11 protein-coding genes are annotated in these 25,200 nt (G+C 67.9%); 8 read left to right on the top strand and 3 right to left on the bottom strand.

The genetic code is table 11. The features are described 5' to 3' along the window. The first annotated feature begins 153 nt into the window (after positions 1–153). The 3 genes from H5V43_RS18290 to H5V43_RS18300 are packed head-to-tail and all read left to right on the top strand — an operon-like array spanning position 154 to position 5,918. A complete protein-coding gene (locus H5V43_RS18290; protein ID WP_025546661.1) occupies positions 154–3,348 on the top strand; it encodes an efflux RND transporter permease subunit in 3,195 nt (1,064 codons plus the stop codon). After that, positions 3,341–4,534 carry an efflux RND transporter periplasmic adaptor subunit gene (locus H5V43_RS18295; RefSeq protein WP_025546662.1) on the top strand — a complete coding sequence of 398 codons (1,194 nt, stop codon included), beginning with the start codon at positions 3,341–3,343 and terminating at the stop codon, positions 4,532–4,534. Before H5V43_RS18290 ends, H5V43_RS18295 begins: the two co-directional genes overlap by 8 nt. Further along, positions 4,524–5,918 (top strand): efflux transporter outer membrane subunit, encoded by a 1,395-nt coding sequence (locus H5V43_RS18300; protein ID WP_025546663.1) that lies wholly within the window; start codon positions 4,524–4,526, stop codon positions 5,916–5,918. The genes H5V43_RS18295 and H5V43_RS18300 overlap by 11 nt, the downstream gene beginning before the upstream one ends. A gap of 66 nt (positions 5,919–5,984) precedes the next feature. Here the strand turns inward: H5V43_RS18300 and H5V43_RS18305 are convergent, their stop codons facing one another. From H5V43_RS18305 to H5V43_RS18315, 3 genes are all read right to left on the bottom strand, one after another. Next, on the bottom strand, positions 5,985–6,227 hold the full coding sequence (locus H5V43_RS18305; protein ID WP_025546665.1) for a hypothetical protein: 243 nt from the start codon (positions 6,225–6,227) through the stop codon (positions 5,985–5,987). 24 nt (positions 6,228–6,251) lie between these two features. Beyond that, positions 6,252–7,175: a formylglycine-generating enzyme family protein gene (locus H5V43_RS18310; RefSeq protein ID WP_025546667.1), complete on the bottom strand. Its 924-nt coding sequence runs from the start codon at positions 7,173–7,175 to the stop codon at positions 6,252–6,254. A 125-nt stretch (positions 7,176–7,300) separates the two neighbouring features. Continuing rightward, the gene (locus H5V43_RS18315) at positions 7,301–9,730 is read right to left on the bottom strand and encodes a TonB-dependent receptor (RefSeq protein WP_025546669.1); all 2,430 of its coding nucleotides are present in this window, start codon (positions 9,728–9,730) and stop codon (positions 7,301–7,303) included. A 361-nt stretch (positions 9,731–10,091) separates the two neighbouring features. Here H5V43_RS18315 and H5V43_RS18320 point away from each other — a divergent pair, with 361 nt between their 5' ends. The 5 genes from H5V43_RS18320 (at position 10,092) to H5V43_RS23810 (ending at position 25,097) form a co-directional block, all read left to right on the top strand. Beyond that, positions 10,092–13,163: a CHAT domain-containing protein gene (locus H5V43_RS18320; RefSeq protein WP_193666882.1), complete on the top strand. Its 3,072-nt coding sequence runs from the start codon at positions 10,092–10,094 to the stop codon at positions 13,161–13,163. 5 nt (positions 13,164–13,168) lie between these two features. After that, positions 13,169–15,208 carry an adenylate/guanylate cyclase domain-containing protein gene (locus tag H5V43_RS18325; RefSeq protein WP_193666883.1) on the top strand — a complete coding sequence of 680 codons (2,040 nt, stop codon included), beginning with the start codon at positions 13,169–13,171 and terminating at the stop codon, positions 15,206–15,208. Then, positions 15,195–15,944 carry a hypothetical protein gene (locus H5V43_RS18330; RefSeq protein ID WP_193666884.1) on the top strand — a complete coding sequence of 250 codons (750 nt, stop codon included), beginning with the start codon at positions 15,195–15,197 and terminating at the stop codon, positions 15,942–15,944. Before H5V43_RS18325 ends, H5V43_RS18330 begins: the two co-directional genes overlap by 14 nt. A gap of 250 nt (positions 15,945–16,194) precedes the next feature. Next, positions 16,195–17,982, top strand: coding sequence for a ShlB/FhaC/HecB family hemolysin secretion/activation protein (locus H5V43_RS18335; protein ID WP_244968711.1), 1,788 nt, complete (start codon positions 16,195–16,197; stop codon positions 17,980–17,982). Next, positions 17,982–25,097, top strand: coding sequence for a histidine kinase (locus H5V43_RS23810; protein WP_193666885.1), 7,116 nt, complete (start codon positions 17,982–17,984; stop codon positions 25,095–25,097). Before H5V43_RS18335 ends, H5V43_RS23810 begins: the two co-directional genes overlap by 1 nt. The last annotated feature ends 103 nt before the right edge of the window (positions 25,098–25,200 follow it).

Consider the following 25,200-nt stretch of genomic DNA (forward strand, 5'->3'; position numbering starts at 1 on the left):
GGCCGCCTTTCTGGCGACGGCCGGAAATGCGGCAAACGATATGCGCATTTCCTGGCGCGCTTCGTCTCTGGTATCAGGCGGCGAAAATATCTGGAGAGGTTGTATCGTCATGTGCGGCGGGGATCGTCCGGCGGCGCATCCGTGGAGTCGTGAATGATCGGTATCGTCAAGGTTGCCCTGCATCGTCCGCTCACCTTCATCGTGATGGCGATCCTGATCGCGATCGCGGGGGTGCTGGCGGCAGCGCGAACGCCGGTCGACATCTTTCCCAATATCCGCATTCCCGTGGTGGCGGTCGCCTGGCAATATGCGGGCCTGTCGCCGGAGGACATGGCCAACCGCATCGTCAATCCCTATGAGCGCGTGCTGACCACCACGGTCAACGACATCGAACATATCGAGAGCCAGTCGCTTCAGGGCATCGGCATCATCAAAATCTATTTCCAGCCGGGCGCCGACATCCGCACCGCGACCGCGCAGGTGACGTCGGTGTCGCAGACCGTGTTGCGCCAGATGCCGCCGGGGATCACGCCGCCGCTTGTCCTGAATTACAGCGCGTCGACCGTGCCGATCCTCCAGCTCGCCCTGTCGGGCAAGGGGCTGTCGGAACAGCAGCTGTTCGACATGGGGATGAACCAGGTCCGCCCGCCGCTGATCACGGTGCCCGGCCTTGCCATGCCTTTCCCCTCGGGCGGCAAGCAGCGGCAGGTGCAGATCGACCTCAATCCGCTGGCGCTTCAGTCCAAGGGGCTGTCGGCGCAGGATGTGGGTGCGGCGATCGCGGCGCAGAACCAGATCAATCCGGCCGGTTTCGTCAAGATCGGGGAAACCCAGTACAGCGTGAAGCTGAACAATGCGCCTTCCTCCATAGAGGCCCTGAACGACCTGCCCGTCAAGGTGGTCAACGGCGCGACCATCACGATGCGCGATGTCGCGCATGTCCGCGACGGCAGCGGGCCGCAGCAGAATATCGTGCATGTCGAGGGCAGCCGGTCCGTGCTGCTGACCATCCTCAAGAACGGCGCCACCTCCACCCTGGCGATCGTGGACGGCGTCAAGGAAAAGCTGCCCCAGATCGCGGCGGGCCTGCCGGACAGCCTGAAGATATTGCCCATCGGCGACCAGTCGCTGTTCGTGAAGGCGGCGGTGGAAGGCGTCATTCACGAAGGCGCCATCGCGGCGGCGCTGACATCCCTGATGATCCTGCTGTTCCTGGGCTCCTGGCGCTCGACGGTGATCATCGCGCTGTCGATCCCGCTTGCGATCCTGGCGGCGGTCGCGGCGCTTGCAGCCTTCGGCCAGACGCTGAACGTCATGACGCTGGGCGGGCTGGCGCTGGCAGTCGGCATATTGGTCGACGACGCCACCGTGACCATAGAGAATATCAACTGGCATCTGGAGCAGGGCAAGGGCGTGATCGAGGCGATACTGGACGGCGCGGCGCAGATCGTGACGCCCGCCTTCGTGTCGCTGCTGTGCATCTGCATCGTGTTCGTGCCGATGTTCTTCCTGCCGGGGGTCGCCGGATTCCTGTTCGTGCCGATGGCGCTTTCCGTCGTGTTCGCGATGATCGCATCCTTCATCCTGTCGCGGACGCTGGTGCCGACCATGGCCATGTATCTGCTACGGCCTCATGTCGAACAGGGCGACGCGCATATGGCCGGAGCGCCTGCCTCGCGCAATCCGCTGGTCCGCTTCCAGCGCGGGTTCGAACGGCGCTTCGAAAGGATAAGGCGCGGCTATGTCGGGCTGCTGCACCGGGCGCTGAATGCGCGCAAGCCCTTCCTGCTCGGCTTCATGGCCGTCGTTCTGCTGTCTTTCGGGCTGTTGCCGATGCTGGGCAGCAACTTCTTCCCCTCGGTCGATTCAGGGCAGATCGCGATGCATGTGCGCGTGCCGGTGGGTGCCCGGATCGAAGACAGCGCCGCCCGCTTCGACCGCATCGCGCGGGAAGTCCGCTCACTGATCCCCGCGAAGGAACTCGCCTCCATCACGGACAATATCGGCCTGCCGGTCAGCGGCATCAACGCCATCTACAATAATAGCGGCACCATCGGCCCGCAGGATGGCGACATGCTGATCGCGCTGACCAAAGGTCATCGGCCGACGGACGAGATCGTCGCCACCCTGCGGCGGGAGCTGCCGCGCCGCTTCCCCGGCACCGGCTTCGCCTTCCTGCCGGCCGACATCACCAGCCAGATCCTGAACTTCGGCGCGCCCGCGCCCATCGACGTGCAGATCGCGGGCAAGAACGCCGCCGGCAATCGCGCCTATGCGCAGAAGCTGCTGGCGAAGATGGCCACCATTTCGGGACTGGCCGACGCCCGCATCCAGCAGCCGGCGCGCTCGCCGCAGCTCGATGTCGAGGTCGACCGCTCGCGCGTCGGGCAATATGGCCTGTCGGAGCGGGACGTGACGACCAGCCTGGCAAGCCAGCTTGCAGGCACGTCGCAGACCGCGCCCGTCTTCTTCGTGAACCCGGAAAACGGCGTGCAATATCCGGTCGTGGCGCAGGCGCCGGAATATCTGGTGGGCTCCATGAGCGACCTTAGCAATGTGCCGGTGTCGGGCAGCGCGGCAAGCGCCTCGGTTCAGCCGCTGGGCGGGCTGGCCACGATCAAGCGGTCCAACACCGTGCCCATCGTCAGTCACTATGACATTGCGCCCGTGCTGGACATCTTCGCGACGACGCAGGGGCGTGACCTGGGTGCGGTCGCCCGGGATGTGCAGCGGGCGATCCGGTCGCTGGAGAAGGAACTGCCCAAGGGGACGACCGTCACCATCCGCGGCCAATATGCGACGATGAACACGGCCTTTTCCGGGCTGGGATGGGGGCTGGCGGGGGCCATCGTGCTGATCTACCTGCTGATCGTCGTCAACTTCCAGAGCTGGGTCGATCCCTTCGTGATCATCACGGCCCTGCCGGCGGCGCTGGCGGGAATCGTTTGGATGCTGTTCACCACCGGTACGACGCTGTCCGTGCCCGCGCTGACGGGCGCGATCATGTGCATGGGCGTGGCGACCGCCAACTCCATCCTGGTCGTCAGCTTCGCGCGGGAGAAGCTCGCCGAACTGGGCGACGCCGGCAAGGCCGCGCTGGAGGCGGGGATGGTCCGGTTCCGACCGGTGCTGATGACCGCCCTTGCGATGATCATCGGCATGGGCCCGATGGCGCTGGGCCTGGGCGACGGCGGCGAGCAGAATGCGCCGCTGGGCCGGGCGGTCATCGGCGGCCTGATCTGCGCGACGGTCGCCACCCTGTTCTTCGTTCCCACCATATTCGCCTTCGTCCATCGCAAGCATGGGCAAAAGGCGCCTTCCCTGGAAATGCAGCCGAGCCATGTCTGAGCACAACCCCATCGAAAATCCCGAGGCGCAAGGACCCGATAGCCGCACGTTGAAGCGGGTAGGGATCGGCGCGGCGGTCGTCGCGGTCGCCATCGTCGGCATCGGCGTGGCGTCGCGGATCAGCGCGACCAATGAACTGAGGCAGGTCGCTGCCGACGCATCCATTCCCACCGTCTCGGTGGTGACGCCGTCCGCCGGTGGCGAAGGCGACGCATTGGTGCTGCCGGGCAATGTCCAGGCCTATAACAGCGCGGCGATCTTTGCCCGGACCAATGGCTATGTGCGGCGGTGGCTGGCCGATATAGGCGATCATGTCGGGGCCGGGCAGCCGCTCGCCATATTGGACGCGCCGGAGGTGGACCAGCAGCTCGCACAGGCGCAGGCCGATTATCAGACCGCGCTCGCCAATGAACGGCTGGCCGCCACCACGTCGAAGCGCTGGGCCTCCATGCTCGCGCAGGACGCCGTCTCGCGGCAGGAGGCGGATGAGAAGGCCGGCGATCTTGCCGCGCGCAGGGCCCTGTCCAATGCGGCGCTCGCCAATGTGAAGCGCTTGCAGGCCTTGCAGGGCTTCACCCGTCTGTCCGCGCCGTTCAGCGGTGTCGTGACGAGCCGGTCGGCGCAGATCGGCGCTCTGGTGGTGGCGGGCAATGCGGCGGCCCAGCCCTTGTTCACCGTGTCCGACACGCATCGCATGCGTATCTATGTGCGGGTGCCGCAAGGCTATTCGGCGGCCATCAGGCCGGGAATGGCGGCGACGCTGACGCTGCCGGAATATCCCGGGCGCAGCTTCGACGCGATCCTGACCAGCAGTTCGGGCGCCGTCGATGCCCAGTCGGGCGCGGTGCTGGTGCAATTGCAGGCGGACAATCGCGACGGGGCGCTGAAGCCGGGCGCCTATGCGCAGGTCCGCTTCAAGGTGCCGGCGGGATCGGGCAATGGCGCGACCCTGCCGGGCAGCGCGATCCTCTACGGCAATGACGGGCCGACCGTGGCGGTGGTGGGCCGGGACGGCCGCGTGACCGTCAAGCCCGTCACGATCGCGCGGGACGAAGGCAATGTGGTGCTGCTGTCGGGTGGCGTCCTGCCGACCGACCGGGTCATCGACACGCCGCCCGATGCGATCCGCAGCGGCGACAAGGTGCATGTCCAGGCCGCCGCCAAGGGTGCTGCCCATGGGGGTTGATCGCCGGGCGGCGGCCCTGTTGCTGGCAGGGCTGGCGGGATGCTCGATGGCGCCAGCCTACCGGCCGCCTGCAACCGCCGTGCCGCAGGCGTTCAAGGAGGCTGAGGGTTGGACGGCGGCGACGCCGATGGACCAGGCGTCGCGCGGCAAATGGTGGGAGGCCTTTGGCGATCCCGTGCTGAACGATCTGGAGGCGCGGGCGGAGCAGGCCAGTCCGACGCTGGCGGCCGCCCTTGCGCGCTATGACCAGGCGCGGGCGGCGGCGCGGATCGAGAGGGCGGACCTGTTCCCGCAGGTGAATGCAGGGGGCGATGCCAGCCGTCAGAGGCTGTCTGGAAGGCGTTTCGGCGGCAATGGAACGGCGCCGACCTATGATGATTTTTCGGTGGGGGCCACGCTGGACTATGAACTCGACCTCTGGGGCCGCATCCGCAACGGCGTGAGGGCGGCGCGGGCGGATGCGCAGGCCAGCGAGGCCGATCTGGCCTCCGCGCGGCTCAGCCTTCAGGCGGCGGTGGCGGACGCCTATGCGCGGTTGCGCGGGCTGGACGCAGAGGCGGAATTGCTGCGCCAGACGGTGGAGGCATTCGGCAAGGCCTATCGACTGACGGCAACGCGGCATGATGGCGGCATCGCCTCCGGGATCGACGTCAACCGCGCCAAGACCGTGCTGGATAATGCGCGGGCGCAGATTTCCGCCGTCGCCAACGAGCGGGCGGCGACCGAGCATGAGATCGCTGCGCTGGTCGGGGCGGTGGCGTCCGACTTCTCCGTCCCGGTGCGGGTGCAGCCTCTCGGCGCGCCTCCATTGCCGGCGGGCGCGCCTTCGGAGCTGTTGCAGCGGCGGCCGGATATTGCGGCGGCGGAGCGGCGGATGTTTGCGGCCAATGCACGGATCGGCGTGGCGAGGGCGGCCTTTTTCCCGACGCTGACCCTGGGGCTGTCCGGCGGGTATCAAACGACGCATGGCGAGTTGTTCAGCAAGCCCAGCAGTTTCTGGGGGTTGGGACCGGCTTCGGCGGTGCTGGCGCTGTTCGACGGCGGTCGGCGGAGGGCCGGGGTGAAGATGTCCCGCGCGGAATATGAAGAGGTGAGCGCAGGCTATCGGGAGACGGTGCTGGGGGCGTTCCGGCAGGTAGAGGATGCGATCGCCGCGAACCGGCATCTGGCCGATCAGGCGGTGAACCAGCGCAGCGCGGCCGCGGCGGCAGGGCGGACGAGTGAGCTGGCGCTAACCCGCTATCGGGATGGGGCGTCGGACTATCTGGAGGTGGTGACGGCGCAGACGGACGCGCTGGAGGCGCAGCGCGCGCTGCTGTCGGTGGAGACGCAGCGGATGCGGGCGAGCGTTGCGTTGGTCAAGGCATTGGGCGGCGCGGTCTGAAATCCCGGAAACGCTGGATGCTCCCGCCTGCGCAGGAGCATGGTCCTTGTCAAATCCGGCGCAAATTCAATGCACCTCCGCCTTCATCCGCTCGACCAGCTTTTCGATCTCCCAGGGTTCCAGCACCCAGGTCCGCGTCTTGCGGCCTTCGCGATGGACGGGCTGGGTCAGCAGGATGCGCGCCTGTTCCTTCGCATGGGGTTTGAAGATCGCGAAATGCTGGGCGCAATCACGGATCGTGCCGATGATCGGCGCCTTGCCGTCCAGGTCGATCATGGTGGCGGGCTGGTCCCAGGGCATGTTGAGCATGACGTCTTTTCCGTTCTTGGATAATCAGGGCCGCGGCTCGCGGACGATGCAGCGAAAGCCGATATGGCTGGTGGAACTGTCCACCGCCTGAGGGTGTCGGGCGGCGGGGCGATAGCGCTGGCAATAGCTGGGCGCGCAGAGATGGGAACCGCCCTTCAGCACTTTTCGCGGGATCGGCACATGCGGATTGGCGGGGTCCAGGCTTTCCCGCTTCGTGCCGCCGCGCGGGTTCGCCGGAACGCAACAACTTCCCTTCGCCTTGCGCTCGACCCTGGGCGGGGCATACCAGTCGGCGGTCCATTCCCAGACATTGCCGATCATGTCGTAGAGCCCATAGCCATTGGGCGCATAGGTCCGGACCGGGGAGGTCCGTTCATAGCCGTCCTCCAGCAGATTGCTGTAGGGGAACATGCCTTGCCAGTAATTGGCCAGCATCGCTCCGCCCGGCGCAAGCTCGTCGCCCCAGCCATAGTCCGCGCCGTCCAGCCCGCCGCGCGCCGCGAATTCCCATTCCGCCTCGGTCGGCAGCGCCTTGCCTGCCCAGCGGGCATAGGCCTCCGCATCCTGGAAGACGATGTGGACGACCGGATGATCCCAAAGCTCGTCCAGATTGCTGTCAGGGCCATGGGGGTGACGCCAGTCGGTGCCGAAGCTGAACTGCCACCATTGGCTGAAGTCGCCCAGGTCCACCGGCGTCGCCGTGCGCTGGAACAGCAGCGATCCGGCACGCGCCATTTCAGGCGGCATGCCGGGATAATCCCTGGGGTCCGGCGCGGTCTCCGCGACGGTGCGATAGCCGGTGGCTTCCACGAACTGCGCGAACTGCCGGTTGGTGACGGGCGTCTCGTCGATCCAGAAGCCGTCCACGCGGACCTGCCGGACCGGCGCTTCCTCCGGATAGAAACGGTCCGAGCCCATGGCGAAGGCGCCGCCCTCGATAAAGCGCATTCCCTGCGCAACGACAGTCCCGGTCTCGATCACCCGGCGACCATAGCGACGGATCGGTCGGCTGTATCGCCCAAAAAAGGACGCCGGAAGCGGCTTCGCTTCCGGCGTCCCGGGCGGAGGCGGTTCTAGAAGTCCTTGCGGACAGTCACGCCGATCTTGCGCGGCGTGCCGATATTATAGCCCAGCCGTCCCCGGCCGCCGCGTTCGCGGTCCAGCGAGTAAAGCGCATTCTCGTCGAACAGATTGTTGACGTAGAGCGTGACCGACAGGCCGCTATTCCAGCTAATGCCGGTCGACAGGTTGACCAGATTATAGGCGCCGAGCCTGTAGGAGCCGAAGTCGAAGGCGCCTGTGCCATAGGCGCCTGTGGCCGGATCATAATAGATGGAATTGGGGAAGCTGCCCGCGCCCGGTTCCTGATCGGCAAGCTGGGTATAGCGGTCGCCCACATGCTGGAAGCTGGCGGTGAAGGACCAGTCGGTTTCCGGCGCGACTTCCGCCGTATAGGTTGCCGCCGCCGCCATCTGGAACTTCGGCACGGTGGGCAGGCGGTTGCCCTTGCGGATGCCGGCGATGATCGCGCCGCCCGCGTCGGTGACGTTGCTGTCGATTTCCGAGTCGATGTAGCTGCCGCTCAGCGACAGGTCGAGATTGGGGGAGACGCGGGCGCTCAGTTCCGCTTCCAGGCCCGCCGTATGCGCCTTCGGCACGTTGAAGAGGATGCGCGAGGAGCAGCTTCCCGCATCCGCCGTGACCTGAAGATTCTTGATGTCGTTGTAGAACACCGCCGCGTTGAAGGTGACGCCGCCGCCCGACGCCTTCACCCCGGCTTCATAGTTCCACAGCGTTTCGTCGTCGAAGGTCGGCCGGTTGCCGTAGGTGGCCGCATCCGGCCCGGTCGCGCCGCCGCTGCAAAGTGGCAGGTTCAATGGGTCGTTGACGCCGCCCAGACGGAAGCCCTTCGACGCCTGGACGTTGAAGGTCAGGTCGCGATTGGCCTCATAGCTGGCGATGAAGCGCGGCGAGAAACCCGTCGATCCGGTCTTGTCGTCTATGCGGTTGTCGCCATTGGAGAACAGGCCGCCGGTCTTGAAGTCACGCGTTTCCTTGAAGTCGTAATAGCGGCCGCCTGCCGTCAGCTTGAACTGGCCGATCTTGTAGCTCGCCTCGCCAAAGGCGGCATATTGCTTGATGATGTATGGGATGTCGGCGTTATAGGGAGAATTGAGCGGGAAACCGTTCGCGGCTCCAGCCGAAGTTCCCGCGCCCAGAGTGGCATCGACGATGGCGTCATAGCCGGGCGTCGGCAGGCGTTGCTCATATGTCCGGTCCACATGGCTGTAGAAGCCGCCCAATACCCATTGGAACGGACTGTCGCCCGTTGAGGCAAGGCGCAGTTCCTGCGTCCATTGCTTGAGTTTGGTCGTGTCGCGCAGATTGGAGGGCAGATTGGCGAGAACAGGCGCGACTCCCAGCGACTGGACGAAGGGCGTGACGGACACCGATCCGGTCAGCGCCGACGCATCGCGGCTGACGAGGATGTCGCGATGGATATAGGTGGTGATCGAGGTCAGCGCGATGTCCGATCCCACATCGATGTTCGCCGTCAGGTCCGCCAGCGTGGTCTTGTCGCGGAACTCCTCGCGCAGCTTCAGATATTGGGTGCGCTCGGGCAGGATGTCGAGCGGACTGATCAGCTCGTTATAATAGAGATGATAGCTGTCCTCCCGGTTGAAGCCGTTGGTCTTGATGTCCTGATAGATGATGCGCGGCGTCAGCTTGATGCCCGGCGCGGGTTCCCAGAGCAGGCTGAGACGCCCGCCATAACGGCGCCCGTCATTGACGTTCTTGCCCGCGGCCGGGCCGATCGCGTCGATGAAGCCCGCATAATGTTCCGCATAGCCCACCGCGCGGATCGCCGCCGTCTCCCCCAGGGGCAGATTGATCGCGCCCTTGCCCGAATAGCCGACATCGCCGCCCTTCAGGACATTGACGCCGCCCTCCACCGTCCCTTCGGTCTGGCCGAGTTTCGGCTGCTTGGTGATGTAGCGGACGGTGCCGCCCTCCGAGCCCGATCCGAACAGCGTGCCCTGCGGTCCGCGCAGCGTTTCCACGCGATCAAGGTCGAACAGGTCGAAATCAGGCGTGAACAGCGACATGGAGATTACGGATTCGTCCAGATAGACGCCGACCTGTTCCTTGACGCCCGGCTGGTCGCGGACCACCTGGCCCGCCGATACGCCGCGCACCGACACCTGGCTCTGGCCGGGCCCGAGATTCTGGACGGTCAGCCCCGCGACGCTCCGCGACACATCCTCGATCGAGGTGGCGCCCATGCGCTGCATGGCTTCGGCGGTCTGCGCGTTGATGGAAAAGGGAACATTCTGGATCGATTCATTGCGTTTGGTCGCAGTGACGATGATCTCATTGCCCGACCAGTCGGACGAACTGTCGGTCGCTTGCGCAAGCGCGGCAGTAAAAAGGCCTGACAGGGCCAGAACAAGGCATGATGCGGACAAACGCAATACGGATTCATGGCGGGGAAATCTTGTCATATCATCCTCCCTGTAGTGAACATGCAATTATGGTTATTGTGGACGCCGGCTGTTCAACTTCGATCATCCATGAATATTGGGTTGAGACAATCTAGATCAGGCCTTTCCCATGATGCAATGAAAATTGCGCTGGAAAGATTGATTCTTGCTCAACTGTCACATCCCTGCCTCACTCCTTGGAACGAGGCGGCGAACAGGGCCTTGCCCGGTGCCTTTCGCCTTGCGGCGCACCATCGGGCGGCGTTATGACGGCCCGATCATGCTAAGGGGGGCCTTGCACGGACATATCCGGCGGGGTTTGGGGGACAAGCCTTTGAGCGCTTTGGGGAAGTTGGTTCGCGGGCCTGCCATGTGGGCCGCCTTGAGTCTGTCTGTGGCGGCACATGCCCAGGCAGCGGGCGACCGTCCGCTGTTGAGGGACAGCTTCCGCATCGGCAGCGATGGCGGCGCGCTGTGCCAGGCGCAGAGCGCCACCGGCGATCCCGCGGCGCGAACCATGTTCGATCGCGCATGGACGCTGGTGTGCCGGGATGCTGCGCGCCCGGTGGGACAGATATATGCGCTGCGGCGGGGTGCGGGCGATGGGGACGCAAGCTTGCTGGACCGGCTGGCGTCGTCGCGCAAGATGGCGGTCGAGTGCAATGCGCCCGGCGGCGTCAGCCTGCCCGGCATGGGGGCGGCGCTCATGCGCAACTGCACGGGCGCGGTCGGCGCCTATCGCATATTGACTGTCGAGCGCGGCAAGACGGTCTATGTCGCCCAGGGCTATGCGGCCTATGCAAGCGCCCTGGACCTGGGGCTGCGCTCCGTCATGGCAGGGCGGATCGTGCCGGGCAAGGTCGACATTGCGACGGTGGGGACGAACGATGCGGGTTACGCCCGCCTGCAGGCCGCGACGCTGGACCCGCAGACCGTGCTGGCCGAGGGCTACCGGCGCAATGCCTCGGGCAATTATGCCGAAGCGGCGGAGTTTTTCGACAGCCTGACCGACCGGCTGGCGCGCGATCCCGATGCGGCGAAGCTGACGCCGGCGGAGCGGGCGAACCGGGCGCATGAATATCTGGTCAATCGCGGCCTGCAATTGTCCAATCTGGGGCTGTTCGATCAGGCCGACGCGGCCTTCGCGGAAGCCCGCGGGATCACGACCGCCGATGCGGTGCAAATCCGCCTGCGCCGCAATTTCGAGGCCATGCACCATATCAACCGGCAGGATACGGCCGGCGCGTTGGCGATACTGGACCGTCCCCTGGCTGGCAGCGTTGCGACCGTGGCGGCAGACGGAGACGGCGGGGTTTCCGTGCCGGCCGAGGTGGCCGCCGAAATGAGCAGCGGGGCGACGCAGGCCCGCGCGCTGGGCGTGCGGCAGGACAATATGCTGACCCCGGTCGAGCGGGCGGCGATCATCGACGCGCAGGCGCAGCAGTTGCGCGGCACGATCCTGCGCCTGTCGGGCCAGCCGGGACCGGCTCGGGACGTGCTGTCGAAGGCGATGGAGCGCGCGGTTGCGATCCGCGACGGGCGGGTCACGTCGATCACGCGCCTGCGCGCCCAGCTTCTGGGCGAGATCGCACTGACCTACGAAGCGCAGGGGGATTATGGGCAGGCTGAGCGTCAGCTGAATCAGGCGCTGACCCTGCTGGGCGCGCAATATCCCGAAACGGTGGCGCTGAACGGCGCAAGGGCGCGGCTGGGGGCGTTCCTCATCCGGCGTGGCCGCAATGAGGATGCGCTGACAATCTATCGCGGCATCGTCGCCTCCACCATGGAGAATCGCGCCACGCTGACCGGCATGGCGAACCAGCTCCAGCCTTATTTCAACCTGTTGACGCGGGAAATTCCCACGCGACCGGAACTGACCGCCGATCTGTTCGCGGCGTCGCAGATGCTGCTGCGGCCCGGCGCTGCCGATACGCTGGAGCAATTGAGCCGCGAACTGTCCGCCGGGGATGGAGAGGCGGCGCGGCTGTTCCGGCAGTCGGTCTCCCTCTCGCGCGACATAGAGCGCGGACGGATCGCGCTTGCGCAATTGCGGCAGGCGGCGGAGCGGCAGGAGGCGCTGCTGCCCGACATGGCGCGGGCGCAGGCCGACATCGACCAACTCGCGGCCGATCAGGCCAATACGCTGTCCGCGCTGGCGGCTTATCCCCAATATCGCGCCCTCAGCCCGCAGGGGCTGACGCTGGCCGAAATGCAGGCGACGCTGAAGCCTGGGGAGGGCTATTACAAGCTGGCGCAACTGGGCGACGCGCTCTACGCACTGTGGATCGACGGCGCGGGGGCAACCGGATACCGGCTGACGGCAAGCGCGACGGACGTGGCTCGCAAGGTGGCGGCGCTGCGCGAGACGATCTCCATCGACGTGAACGGCGCACAGACCACCTATGCGCTGGACCTGCCGGTGGCGCGCAGCCTCTATCTCGACCTGTTCGGGCCGGTGGAGCAGCGGCTGGCGGCGGCGCGGCACCTGATCTTCGAACCGGACGGAGCGATGCTGCAACTGCCGGTCAATCTGCTGGTCGCGGGACAGGCGGGGGTCGATGCCTATGAAGCGCGGGTGGCCCAGGGGGGCGACGAGTTCGACTTTCGCGGCGTCGACTGGCTGGGGCGCGACCATGCGGTGAGCACGGCCCTGTCGGCCCGCGCCTTTCGCGATGCGCGGGCGGCTGCGCCCTCCGGCGCGGCGCAGAACTATATCGGCTTTGGCGACAATGCGCCGCTGGCAGGGCCGGTGCTGGCCGCCTCCAGCCGCGGGAGCCTGTCCAACGGGACGGGGGACGATTGCGGTTGGTCGCCACAGCAGTGGAACCGGCCGATTCCGGCCACCGAGTTGCGGGAAGCGGCGCAGGCCATTGGCGGGCAGGGCAGCGAACTGATCACCGGCGCGGCCTTCACTGACGAAGCGGTGATGGCGCGCGGCGATCTCGACCGCTTTCGCATCCTGCACTTCGCGACCCATGGGCTGGTGACGCCGCCCCATCCGGGATGCCCGGCCCGGCCCGCCCTGCTCACCAGTTTCGCGCCGGACGGCAAATCGGACGGGCTGTTGCAGTTCAGCGAGATTTTCGACCTGCGGCTGAATGCCGATCTGGTCGTGCTGTCGGCTTGCGACACGGCAGGCGCGGCGGGGGTGGAAACGACGCGGGCGGCCGGGCTTTCCGGCGGCGGCGGGGCGCTGGACGGGCTGGTGCGCGCCTTCATCGGCGCGGGGAGCCGCGCCGTCATCGCCAGCCACTGGCCGGCGCCGGAGGATTATCGCGCGACCGAAAGGCTGATGGGCGGCCTGTTCGCGGCCGGGGCGGACCAGCCTGTGGCCGACGCGCTGCGGGCGGCGCAGATCAGGCTGATGGACGATCCGGAGACGTCGCATCCTTTCTACTGGTCCGGCTTTGCCATCATCGGTGACGGCGCGCGTCCGCTGATCGCGCGCCGCTGATCGCCATGCCGACGCGGGGCCTGCTGCGCCGCGGTGCGCGACTGGTGCGGGACACGGGCCGCTGGCGGCTGGTGGCGACCGGCGCGCTGCTGCTGCTGGCGCTGTTCCTGGCCGGTTGGGACTGGAACAGGCCGCTCGGCAGCGGCGCGGCGCGGGAAATACCGACCGCCGACGCGGAAAGGGGCCTTTACGACTGGCGAGCCGCCACCTTCGCACCGCGGGTCGCGCAGGACCAGCGCATCCTGATGGTGGTCTATGACGACCAGACGCTGATCGCCACGCGCAAGCGGTCGCCGCTGGACCGGGGTCTGCTGGCGCGGGCGCTCCGCAACATGGATGCCATGGGAGCGAAGTCGATCGGCATCGACATCCTGTTCGACCAGCCGCAGGACGAGGATGGCGAACTGCTTTCCGCCCTGCGGTCGATGCACACGCCTGTCTGGCTGGGCTACGCCAATCTGGGCGACAATCAGGAACAGATCATCTTCGAGCAACAGCAATTTCTGGATCGCTTCGTGCGGGCGGCGCGGACGGCGAAAGTCCGCCCGGCCAGCATCCGGCTGGAGACCGATGCCGACAATGTGGCGCGAAGCTGGCCCGTTCCCACGCCGGGCCAACCGCCCCTGCTGACGCTGGCGATGCAGCCCGCGCCATCCTTTCGCGACTATCGCGGCGCGATCCGATTCCGTTTGCCGGTCAGGCAGGCGGACGGATCGGAGCAGCCGGTGATCCCCAGCCTCCAGATCGACACCCTGGCCGATCCCGCCATGGCCCCGGCGCTCGCCGCCATGGTGCGCGGACGGCATGTGCTGATCGGCGGCGACATCGTCGACATCGACCAGTTCGAGACGCCATTGTCGGGGCGGCAAGCCCGGTCGACCATGATCGGGCTGGAAGTGCATGCGACGATGTTGGCGCAATTGCTGGATGGCGCGCGCTTGGTCGCGGTGCCGGAGGGGTGGCGCTGGCTGGCCGCGCTGCTGGTGATCTGTGCGGCGGGGCTCACCAGCCTGGCGGAATTGCGCTGGTTCGCGCTGGTTCCCGCGCTGGGGGTGCAGGCGGGAGCGATTGCGGGTGTGCCGCTCTGGTTGCAGGCGCGGGGATGGGACACCAAGGGACTGCCGGCCGTCGGCTGGGTGCTGGGATGGGTGCTGGCCTTCACCGCCATCGGGGTGGCGGCGCGGGCCGTGACCTCGCAACAGCGGCGCTTCGCCCAGGCTGCGCTCGGCAAATATCTGCCCCGCGACATCGCCGCGCAGATATTGGCGGAGCCGGAGAAGCTGGCGCTGCATGGTGAAAAGCGGCAGATTTTCACCCTGTTCACCGATCTGGAGGGCTTCACCAAGCTCAGCCACGCCATCGCGCCGGAAATGGTCGCCCAATTGCTGAACCGCTATCTCGACATGCTGAGCGACGTGGTGCTGGCCCATGGCGGGACCATCGACAAATTCGTCGGCGACGCGGTGGTGGCCTTTTGGGGCGCGCCCATCGCGCGGCCCGACGACGGGCGCAACGCCGCGCTCGCCGCCTATGCGATGTGGCAGGCGGGGGAGGCTTTTCGCCGCGACCTGCCACCGGGCGTGCCACCGATCGGGCGAACCCGCGTCGGGCTGCACCATGGCGAGGCGATCGTCGGCAATTTCGGGGGCGAGGGGCGCATCCAATATACTGCGCTGGGCGACAGCATGAACACGGCGTCCCGGCTGGAAGCGGCGAACAAGGCGCTGGAAACCAATGTGCTGGTAAGCCGGGACGCGATGCTGCTGTCGGGGCTGGACTGGTGGCGGCCGATGGGACGGGTGCGGCTGCGCGGACGCTCGACCCCCGTCGACCTGTTCGAGCCCGCGCCTGAATTTCCGGTGGAGGACCGGGCGGCGTTGGCCGAGATACTGGCGGCGTTCGACGGCGAGGATGCCGTAGCGCAAAGCGCCGCGCGAGAACGTCTCAAAGCGATGGTTAACCATCATCCCGATGATGCGGCCATCGCCAATCTGCTATATCGTTATGAATATGTCGGGGAAGGAGGAAGCTATGGTCTGGGGTAAGCTTGCCGCGCAATGCGCATTGGCCGGATGTGTCGCCGCCGGGCTGGGTGCGCAGGCCGCGGCGGAGACCATGGTAGTCCGCGCTACCGGTCCATCGGCCGCGACCTACAGGCCGGGAAGCAAGCTGGCCGATGGCGGGTCGCTGGTGCTGAAGGCGGGCGATGTGGTGACGCTGCTGGACGCAAGGGGCACGCGGACGCTGCGCGGGCCGGGAAACTTCCATGCGGCCGCCGCCGCCAGCGCAGCGCCGGCCAATGGCGTGATGCTCTCCGCCCTGCTGGATACGAAGCGGGTGCGGCGGGCGCGAACCGGGGCGGTGCGCGGCGGCCTCGGTGAAGCGCCGGCCACGCCGCCCCGTCGGCCCAATCTCTGGATGGTGGACATCGCGCAGTCCGGAACGCTCTGCATCGCCGATCCCGCCGCCGTGCGCCTGTGGCGCGTGGACGCGGCAAGGCCCGCGACCGTGCGCATCAGCGGCGAGGGCGTGCAGGCGACGGCGAGTTTCGGGGCGGGCGAATCGGTCGCCCCCTGGCCGGTCGCCGCGCCGGTGCGGGACGGCGCGGCCTATCGCCTGACCGACGGCTCCCGCGCCGCCGATGTCCGCTTCGCGCTGCTCGATCCTGCATCTTCGGGGCTGGACGGCATGGCATCGGGCCTGATCGCGCATCAATGCACGGCGCAGCTCGACCTGCTGGTGGAGACGGCGGCGCTGTCGGACGGCGCTGCGCGGAATTGATTGTCGCGGGGCGCGGCCGCTGTTAACCGGCGGCTGGAGCGCAGTCCGGTCCGGTGGCATCGGTTCGGCTGCTCCAGATTAGCTTCGCAGCGTTTTCCGGGTCAGCAGGTTTCGCCTGCCTGGGAAACGTTCTGGTCGCGGGAAAGGGGTGACGGGCAAAAAGCCTGCGCCTGAAGACAGGGGTGGGGCAGCCATGAGGGAAAGGGCTGCCTTTGACGCTTTGGGGACGTCTATGGGGAAGAAGGGGCACATGCGGGCTTCCGCTTTGGGAGGTTCGACGGCCATGGCGCTGGCGATGCTGCTGCCCGTGGCGGCGACGGCGCAGGTCGCGCCGCGCGCACCGACGCGCGAGGAATTGACGCGCGGGCAACTGACAGGGGAGGCGTCCGCGCAGGGCAGCCGCCTCACGGTCGTGGGCGGCGTCGAGCGCGCACCCTGTCCGCTGGCCGATCCGCGCTACGCCGGCGTGGCGGTCGATTTTGCCGATGTGCGGTTCGAAGGGCTGCGTGTCGTCGATCCGGCGGCGCTGGAGGATAGCTGGCGCGAATATGCGGGGCGCGAGGTGCCCATCGCCACCCTTTGCGAAGTGCGCGACCGGGCCGCGACCATGCTGCGGCAAATGGGCTATCTGGCGGCGGTGCAGGTTCCGCCCCAGCGTATCGAGAAGGGCGGCACGGTCCGCTTCGACATCTTCATGGCGCGGCTGGTGGCGATCGAGGTGCGGGGCGACGCCGGCAATGGCGAAAGGCTGATCGCCGCGCATATGGAGGCGCTGAAGGGCCAGCCGGTGTTCAACGTGCGCGATGCGGAACGGCATCTGCTGCTGGCGCGCGACCTGCCGGGCTATGACGTGCGGCTGGCGCTGCGCCCGGCGGGAACGGCGCCCGGCGAAGTGGTGGGCGAGGTGCAGGTGGTGCGCCAGCGCGTCGAACTGGACGTCAACATCCAGAATTACGGCAGCAACGCGGTCGGCCGCTTCGGCGGGCTGGCGCGCGTGCGGTTCAACGACATGACCGGCCTGGGCGACAGCACGCTGTTCAGCATCTTCAACACCGCCCAGCCGAGCGAGCAGACGGTGCTTCAGGTCGGCCACAGCATGGCGCTGGGCAACGACGGGCTGCGCCTGTCGGGCGACCTCACCTATGCCTGGAGCAAGCCGGGGATCGACGGCATACCGCTATCGTCCGAAACGATGATCGCGACGGCGGCGCTCGCCTATCCGCTGGCGCGGCGGCAGGTGCATACGCTGCTGGCGACGGGCGGGCTGGACATCGTCAACCAGGACCTGCGCTTCGGCACCGCCACGCCCAAGGTGCCGCTGTCGCGCGACCGGCTGCGCGTGCTGTTCCTGCGGCTGGAAGGCGAGCTGATCGATCCCGACAGCATCGTCAGCACCCTCGGCTATTCGGGAATAGAGCCGAAATGGCGGCTGGGCGGCATGATGGAGGCGCGCCAGGGCCTGAAAGGGCTGGGCGCGAGCGATGCGTGCGGCGCGGCTCTCGTCAACTGCGCTTTCCCAAGGACGCCGATCAGCCAGTTGGACGGCGATCCTTCCGCATTCGTGCTGCGGGCGAGTGTCCAGGCGGAATATCGGCCGACCCCGAAGCTGACCTTCACCCTGTCGCCAAGGGCGCAATATAGCCCGGACGTGCTCCTTTCCTACGAGCAGATGAGCGCGGGCAACTACACTGTCGGACGCGGCTACGATCCCGGCATCATCACCGGCGACAGCGGCGTCGGCATAGGGGCGGAGCTGCGTTACGGACGGATCACGCCGCGGGCGCCCGGCGCCATCGCATTCCAGCCCTTCATCTTCTTCGACGCGGCCTGGATGTGGCATCACAGCGCCAATTTCGCCGGGCTCGACCCGCAGAGGCTCTATTCGGCGGGCGGCGGCCTGCGCGCCACGTGGGACAATCATGCCCGGCTCGACCTGACACTGGCGACCCCGCTGCGCAAGGCCGGTTTCCAGACCGAAAGGGGCGACACGCGGCTGCTCCTTTCCCTGACCACGCAAATCTTGCCGTGGAGGCGTTGATGACCACGAAGCATGGCACATTCTCGCTCTGGACCCTGCTGGGCCGCACAAGCGCCGTGGCGCTGGCGGTCGGGCTCGGGGCCGGCGCCGCCATTGGCCAGAAGGCGTTCCAGGGCACGCCATCCATAGTTTCGGGCGACGCCTATATCCCGCCGAGCACGGACAGCGTCTCGCTGAACTCGACCCAGGCGGTGATCGACTGGACGCCCGACGATCGCGGACCGGCCAGTGCCGGCACGATCGACTTCCTGCCCCAGGGCAACACGGTCACGTTCAGCTCGTTCAGCGACTTCACGGTGCTGAATCGCATCCTTCCGCTGGACGGCAACGGACTGCCCGTATCGCGTGCGATCGCGTTCAACGGCACGGTGCAGAGCCAGGTCAGCGGCAGCCCGCCAAGCGCCGGCGGAGCGGTGTGGTTCTATTCGCCCGGCGGCATCATCGCGGGCGCGAACAGCGTCTTCAACGTCGGATCGCTGGTGCTGACCGCCAACGCCATCGACATCAGCAACGGCCTCGACAGGAACAATATCCGCTTCGCAGGCCCGGCGGGCAGTACATCGTCCGTCGAACTGCTTCCGGGCGCGCAGATCAACGCGCTTTCGGTGGGCAGCTATGTCGCCCTGGTCGCGCCGCGCGTGGTGCAGGGCGGCACGGTCACGGTCAACGGATCGACCGCCTATGTCGGGGCCGAAGCGGCCGACATCCGCATCAACAACGGCCTGTTCGACATCGCCATCACGGCCGGCACCACGGACGCCAGTGGCGTGGTGCACAGCGGCACGACGAACGGCCCTGAATCGGCGGGCAGCGCCGACCCGCAGCGCATCTTCATGGTCGCGGTGCCGAAGAACAACGCACTCACCATGCTGCTGTCGGGCAATGTCGGCTACACGCCAGCGACGGCGGTCACCCCGGACGGGAGCGCCCTTGTGCTCTCGGCGGGTTCCGACATCGCCCATGACGTCGACGGGAACCTCATCGCCACGCGCAACGCCACGGCGACGGTGGAGGCGGGTTTCAGCATCGGATCGGGCGACTGGTGGAACGACCTGACCGGCACGGCGACCGGCGACATCGTCATACGTCCCGCCGCGACAACGCATTTCCTGGGAAATGTCGCGCTGTCCGCCGAACGCGGCATCACCCTGCGGGCCGATCAGTCAGGCGTGATCGCCGTCGACAGGGACATGATCCTCACCGCCGGAAGCGGCGCCACGGGCGGCCGCATCGACCTGCTCGCCTTCGGCGGCAGCGGCGCGGCCCTGACCAGCGGACAGATCGACGTCACCGGCAGCCTGACGCTGAACGCCAGCGGCGATGGCGAGGCGGGCGTCAGCGCGCCGCCGCTGATCGGCGGGGACGCGATTGGCGGGACGATCAACCTGATCGCCACGGGCGGATCGATCGCGGCGGCCAGCCTGATCGCCAATGCCGTGGGCTATGCGGGCTATGGCAGCGACAGGTCCGGCAATGCCACGGGTGGGGCGATCACCCTCTCCGCGCTGACCGCCGCCGGTCCCTTCGGCACCGAGGGAGGGAGCCTGCGCTTCGGCAGCACGGCGCTTGACGCCTCTGCGGGCACGGCTTTCCAGGTTTCGGTGCCGCCGGTCGATGGCGGCAGCGCCATTGGCGGCAGCGTTGCGCTCAACGGCACGACCGGCAGCTTCATAACAGGCGGCCTCGATCTCGGGACCGTCAGCGCCAGGGCGCAGGCGACCGGCGGCATCGCCAGCACGGGCGCGGCGGGCAACGCGACCGGCGGCGACATCCGTGTCGCCATTTCCAGCGGCACGCATGAATGGACCAGCCTGAACGCCGACACCAGCACCGCGCCGGGCTATGCGACGGAGGGCGGCAGCTATGGCGCGGCCATCCCCGGCGCCACCGGGATCGACATCGACGTCGGCGGCACGGGCAACCTCAATATCCTGACATCCGTTTCGCTCTACGCGGATGCGCGGGCCTTTGGCGGGGGCGCGTCTGGCGGCGCGCTGCGGGCCGGGCGGATCAACATCTCCGCGCATGACGGGGGCAGCTTCGCGATTGCGGAGGATCTGTTCGCCACCGCCAATGCGTCCAGCTTCCCCGCTTTTCCGGGATCGACCTTCCTGACGCCCCGAACGGCCGACGCCTTTGGCGGGACCATCAGCATCGGCGCGGCGGGCGGCAGCTTCGGTGCGGCGGGGCTTTATGCCAGCGCCGGAGGCTTTGCAGGCGATGCGCCGGGCGTGGCGGGGAGCGGCACCGGCGGCGGCGTGACCCTGTTCGCCAGCGCTTCCGGCGGGCAGCGCGGCAGTTTTTCGCTCAGCGACTGCGCCAGCTATTTTTGCCGCGTCTCTGCCGATGGCTGGGGCGCGGCGGGCGCCGACGGATCGAACGGAATGGGCGGTTCCATCCTGCTCCATGCCAGCGATGCCGATTTCTCGGTCCCTGGCGAACTGACGCTGCAAACCCAAGGCGTGGGCGGCGGCGCGGCGTCCGACGGCGTTGCCGGTCGCGGGGGCGATGGGCTGGGCGGCAGCATCCTCGTGGAAAGCCGCCTCGGTCTTGCCGGTACCGGCGACCTCAGCTTCGGCAGTCTGTTCCTGTCGGCGGAGGGTGCCTCGGCGCCCTCCAGCGACGGCATGTCTTTCAATGGCGGCGATGCCGGCAACGGCACGGGCGGAACGGTCAATATCAACATATCGGGCGGCAGCCTGACCGCCGATCTCCTGGATGCGCAGGCGAGCGGCTTCGGCGGTGCGGCGGGCGAGAACTGCCTTAGCTGCGAAGGCGGGGGCACTACGGCGTTCCTTGCGGGCAGCGGGCAGGGCGGCTCGGCCGGCTTCCTGATCTCCGGCGGCGCGGCGGCCATCGGCACGCTGACGCTGGGCGCTCACGGCACCGGCGGCGAAGCGGACGGCGCGAACGGTCCGTCGTCGGCGGCAGCCATTGCCGGTGCCGGCCTGGGCGGCAATGCACTGCTCGAATCGCGGGGCGGCACGCTGGAACTGGCGACGCTCGGCATCGATGCCAGCGGCACGGGCGGTCTGGGCTATCCGGTCTTTCAGGCCGACGGCGCGGATGGCGGAACCGGCACGGGCGGTACTGCGGGTCTGCTGATGACCGCCGGGAGCGGCGGGCAGGTCACGATCAGCGGCGCGGCCGTCGTCCGCGCATCGGGTCAGGGCGGCGATGGAGCGGAGACGCGCTCCGACGGTCCCGGCAATTATGCCGCCGGTTCCGGCGGCAGTGGAACGGGCGGCGTCGCGGATGTCACGCTGGCAGGCGGCATGCTGACCGCGCCTTCGCTTCTGATCTCGGCGGAGGGCCTTGGCGGGGCGGGCGGCAATAACGGCAGCGACGGGCCGGGCGCGGCAGCGGGCGATGGCTTGGGCGGCACCGCGCGCTTCTCCTATCTGAACGAAGGCCATGCGATCGGCACGGTCACAGTGAAGGCCGACGGGCAGGGCGGCGGCGCCGGCAACAGCGGCTTCTTCAGTTTCGACAATAACGGCAATCCGACATTTTTCTATGGCGTCGCGGCGGGCGGAGCCGGCGGCCGGGGAACGGGCGGCATCGCCGCCATGCTGGTCGATGTCGATCCGCTTTTCGCCAGCCTGACCGTCAGCGCCGACGGCATCGGCAGCATGGGCGGCGGCGGGGGGACCGGCGGTGCCGGCGGTACGGGGACGGGCGGCGTTGCGACGCTCGATCTGGCGTTCGGCACGACGACGGTGAGCGGCGCGCTGCGCGTCACCGCCGCCGGCCTGGGCGGTGCTGGCGGCACGGGCCATGACGGCAGCGGCGGGCGCGGCGGCGATGCCTTTGGCGGTGGCGCGACGTTCGGCCTGACCGGATCGTCCACCCTGCTGGATGCTGGCGACATCGGCGTGCTGGCCGAGGCGCTAGGCGGGGCGGGCGGCCAGAGCGGCGTGCGCAGCGGCGCAGGCCTTGCCGGGGCGGATGGCGGCGACGCGACCGGCGGCACGGCGCTGCTCGATCTCAATGCTGGAGCGGCGGCGATAACGGGGCTTGCGCTGCGTATCAGCGGCAATGCCACGGGTGGCGATGGAGCCATCGGCACGGCCGGGCCGGTTGGCGGCAATGGCGGTGCGGGCGGCAATGGTTTCGCTGGCTCCGCCACCTTGCATATTGCGGATGCGCGCATGACGACTGGCAGCGCTTTGCCCCAGATGCCGGCCTACAGCATCACGGCGGTCGGCCTGGGTGGCAACGGAGCCGATGGCAGCGCGGGCAGCAATGCAGGCCTCACCGGCGGCCTGGGTGGTAGCGGCGGGAACGGCACCGGCGGCCTTGCGGCGTTCGACGCGGGTAATGGCGATTATGTGCTGGGCGGCCTCACCCTGCGCGCGGATGGATTGGGCGGGCCTGGCGGAATCGGCGGCACCGGGCCGGCGGGCGCGTCGGCCGGGGGCGCGGCGGGCCTGGGCAGCGGCGGCACCGCCAGTCTGGCCAATGGCGATGGCGGCCTGCTGTCACCGGGCGCGCAGCGGCTGATCGACGCATTGTTCATGAGCGCGAACGGCGACATGAGCGGGCTGGTCCGCTTCACCGACAGCAGCACAGCCGCCAATGGCGGGCTGCGCGTCAACGGATCGCTCGCGCTTTCCAGCCTCGGTGTTCCGGTCGCCGGATTTTCCGGGATCTCCTTTGCGGCGAGCAATGCCGTGCAGGTGGGTGGGAATGCCGGCTTCACGAGCGATGGACCGCTTTCCTTCGCCTTCACAGGGTCGGGGGGGCTGGCCGCGACCGGCGCCCTCACCGGAACTTCGGGCACGCGCATCGACCTGAGCCATGCCGCGCGGCCACTGGGCAGCGACAGCCTGTTTGCGAACAGCATCCTGTTCACGACTCCCGGCGATGTCACCCTGTTAACGGCGGGCAGCTTGCGCGCGGTGGCAGGTCTGACGATCCTCGCCACGGGGGGCAATATCGGCCTTGCCAGCGGCAGCGCCCTGACGGCGGGCGGCGACCTGCGGCTGTTCGCGCAGGGCAGCGTCAACGGCACGGGCGCTGCCGCCAGGGCGGGCGGCACGGCAGCCATCGGCCTGGGCGGGGCGGGCGACATAGTGCTGGGTGATCTGGCGTCAGGCACATTGCTCGATCAGGTCGATTCCGCCGGCAATCCGTTGGGGACGGGCGGCATTGCGATCGGGGGCGACTTCGCCGTCTCCGGCCGGCTGGACATTGGCGCGGGCAGCGGGATCCTGTCCGCCGCCAATATCGACATCGGGACGCTGTCCGCCGATACCCAGCGATTGGCGGCGTCCGGCGCTCCGGTCCACATCGGCAATGCGCTGATGAGCGGCGATCTGATCGTCAATTCCAGCCTGCTGCTGGCCAATGCCGATATTGCAGGACTCCTCCAGGTGCGCGCGCCGGGGCCGTTAGGCCTTGCGCAGCTTGGCGGCACAGTGGCGGCGGGCGCGATCGACATCGCCGCGGGCGCCATCGTCAGCAGCGGCCTGACGGCGCGCAATGGCGACCTGTTGCTGCAATCCTCAACCGACCTGAACGTAACGGATGCCCGTGCATCAGGCGCGATCGTCATGGCCGCCGCCAATCGCCTGACCATCGGCAACGCAGCAGCAGGCAGCAGTCTGGCCCTGTCCGGGCAGGGGATCGACGCCGCCAGCCTAAGCGCGGGCGGCCAGAGCCTGCTGAACGCGGGCGCCGGCAGCCTGATGGTGGGCGACATCGCATCGGCTGGAGCGATAACGGCCAGCGGAGGCGTGGTGAGTCTCGGCGCGACCGGCAACATGGCCGTAGCGCAGGCCACGGCATCGGCAGGCGCGTTGCTGTTGAACGCTGGCGGCGCTCTTTCCATTGTCGATGCGAGTGCGGGGGGCAATATGACGCTCACCGGCGGATCGATCGATGCAACCGCGCTTGACGCCGCGGGATCGCTGACGGCCACCGCCTCGGGCGTCGCGAGTTTCGGCAATGTGACGTCGCAAACGGGCGGCATCCTGTTGAATGCGGGAGGGTTGCTGAGCCTGACGGCTTCCGTCGGCGCAAGGACGATCACGATGGCGTCCGGCGACATCGTCCTTGGCGGGGCAGCGCGGATCGGCAGCCTGAGCGGAACGAGCCGCATCGTCTTCAACGCGGTGAACCTGCAACAGCCCGCTTATGTCGGCGGCAGCGATGTCGCCGGAACCTACAGCCTGTCGGCGGCGGAACTGGCGCGGGTAGCGGCGGCGGACATCGCCATCGGCGCGCCCGCGCGGGGCGTTGCGGGATCGCCCGACATCGTCGTGCGGGATCTGACCCTTGGCACCGCCAATCTGCCGGGTGGCGGCCTGCTGACGATCGGCGCCGGCGGGCATCTGCGCGTCGAGGGGGCGGTACGGCTGACCGGACGCTCGGGGCAGGGCGGGCTGATCCTGTCGGCGGGGCAGATGCTGGACATCGTCGCCGGTCCCGGCTCCATCGACATCAGCGACGGCAATGGCGGATTGGGCGGCGTTTTGACGCTGGACAGCCCGAACATCATCGCCGCGTCCCTGTCGGCCATGGCGGATGTCGCATCGACAGGCTCGCTCATCGCCAGGGAATTGCGGCTGGCGCAGAATGATGGGCTGGTGAACGATACGGGCATCCTGCGCGCAGGGACGATCCTGGCGAATGCGAGCCAGACCTTCTTCATCCAGAATAGCGGCCTCTCCAGCACGATCCCGGACCGGCGCGGCTTCACGGCCAATGCGCTGATGATCGGCTCGGGCGGCTCCGCGTTGCAGATCGCCATCAACGGGCGGCTTGCCCTGCCCATGGGCGGTTTCGCGCAGGGGCTGGAGACGGTTCCGCTGGTCGCCGTCAATGGTTCCTACGCCCTGGGTTCGAAGGTCAACGGCTGTCTCATCGGCAATCCCGCCGCCTGTACCGGCACCGGCTTCGACAGCCGGGATACATGGAACGGCGTGCTCGATCCTTCGGTGTCGGTCAGCCGCATCTTCACCCTCTCCCTCATCGAATTGCGAGACATCGTGGCGCAGGGCTATCCGCCGCTGATCGACGAGCCGGTGACGGGCGCTGGCAATGAGGATCTGTGGGAACGCTCCTGCGGCGGACCGGATGAACCGGACTGCGGGGAAGGCGGCGCGCGATGATCGGCGGACAAAGGTAAAACGGGATTGAAACAACGGGTTGAACCCGTAGAGAGAAATGCACGGCGGACGCAGGGGAAAGCGTCCGAATCAGCCGGCACGGGGG

The sequence above is a fragment of the Sphingobium fuliginis genome (assembly GCF_015074805.1).
GTDB classification, from domain to species: Bacteria; Pseudomonadota; Alphaproteobacteria; order Sphingomonadales; family Sphingomonadaceae; genus Sphingobium; species Sphingobium fuliginis.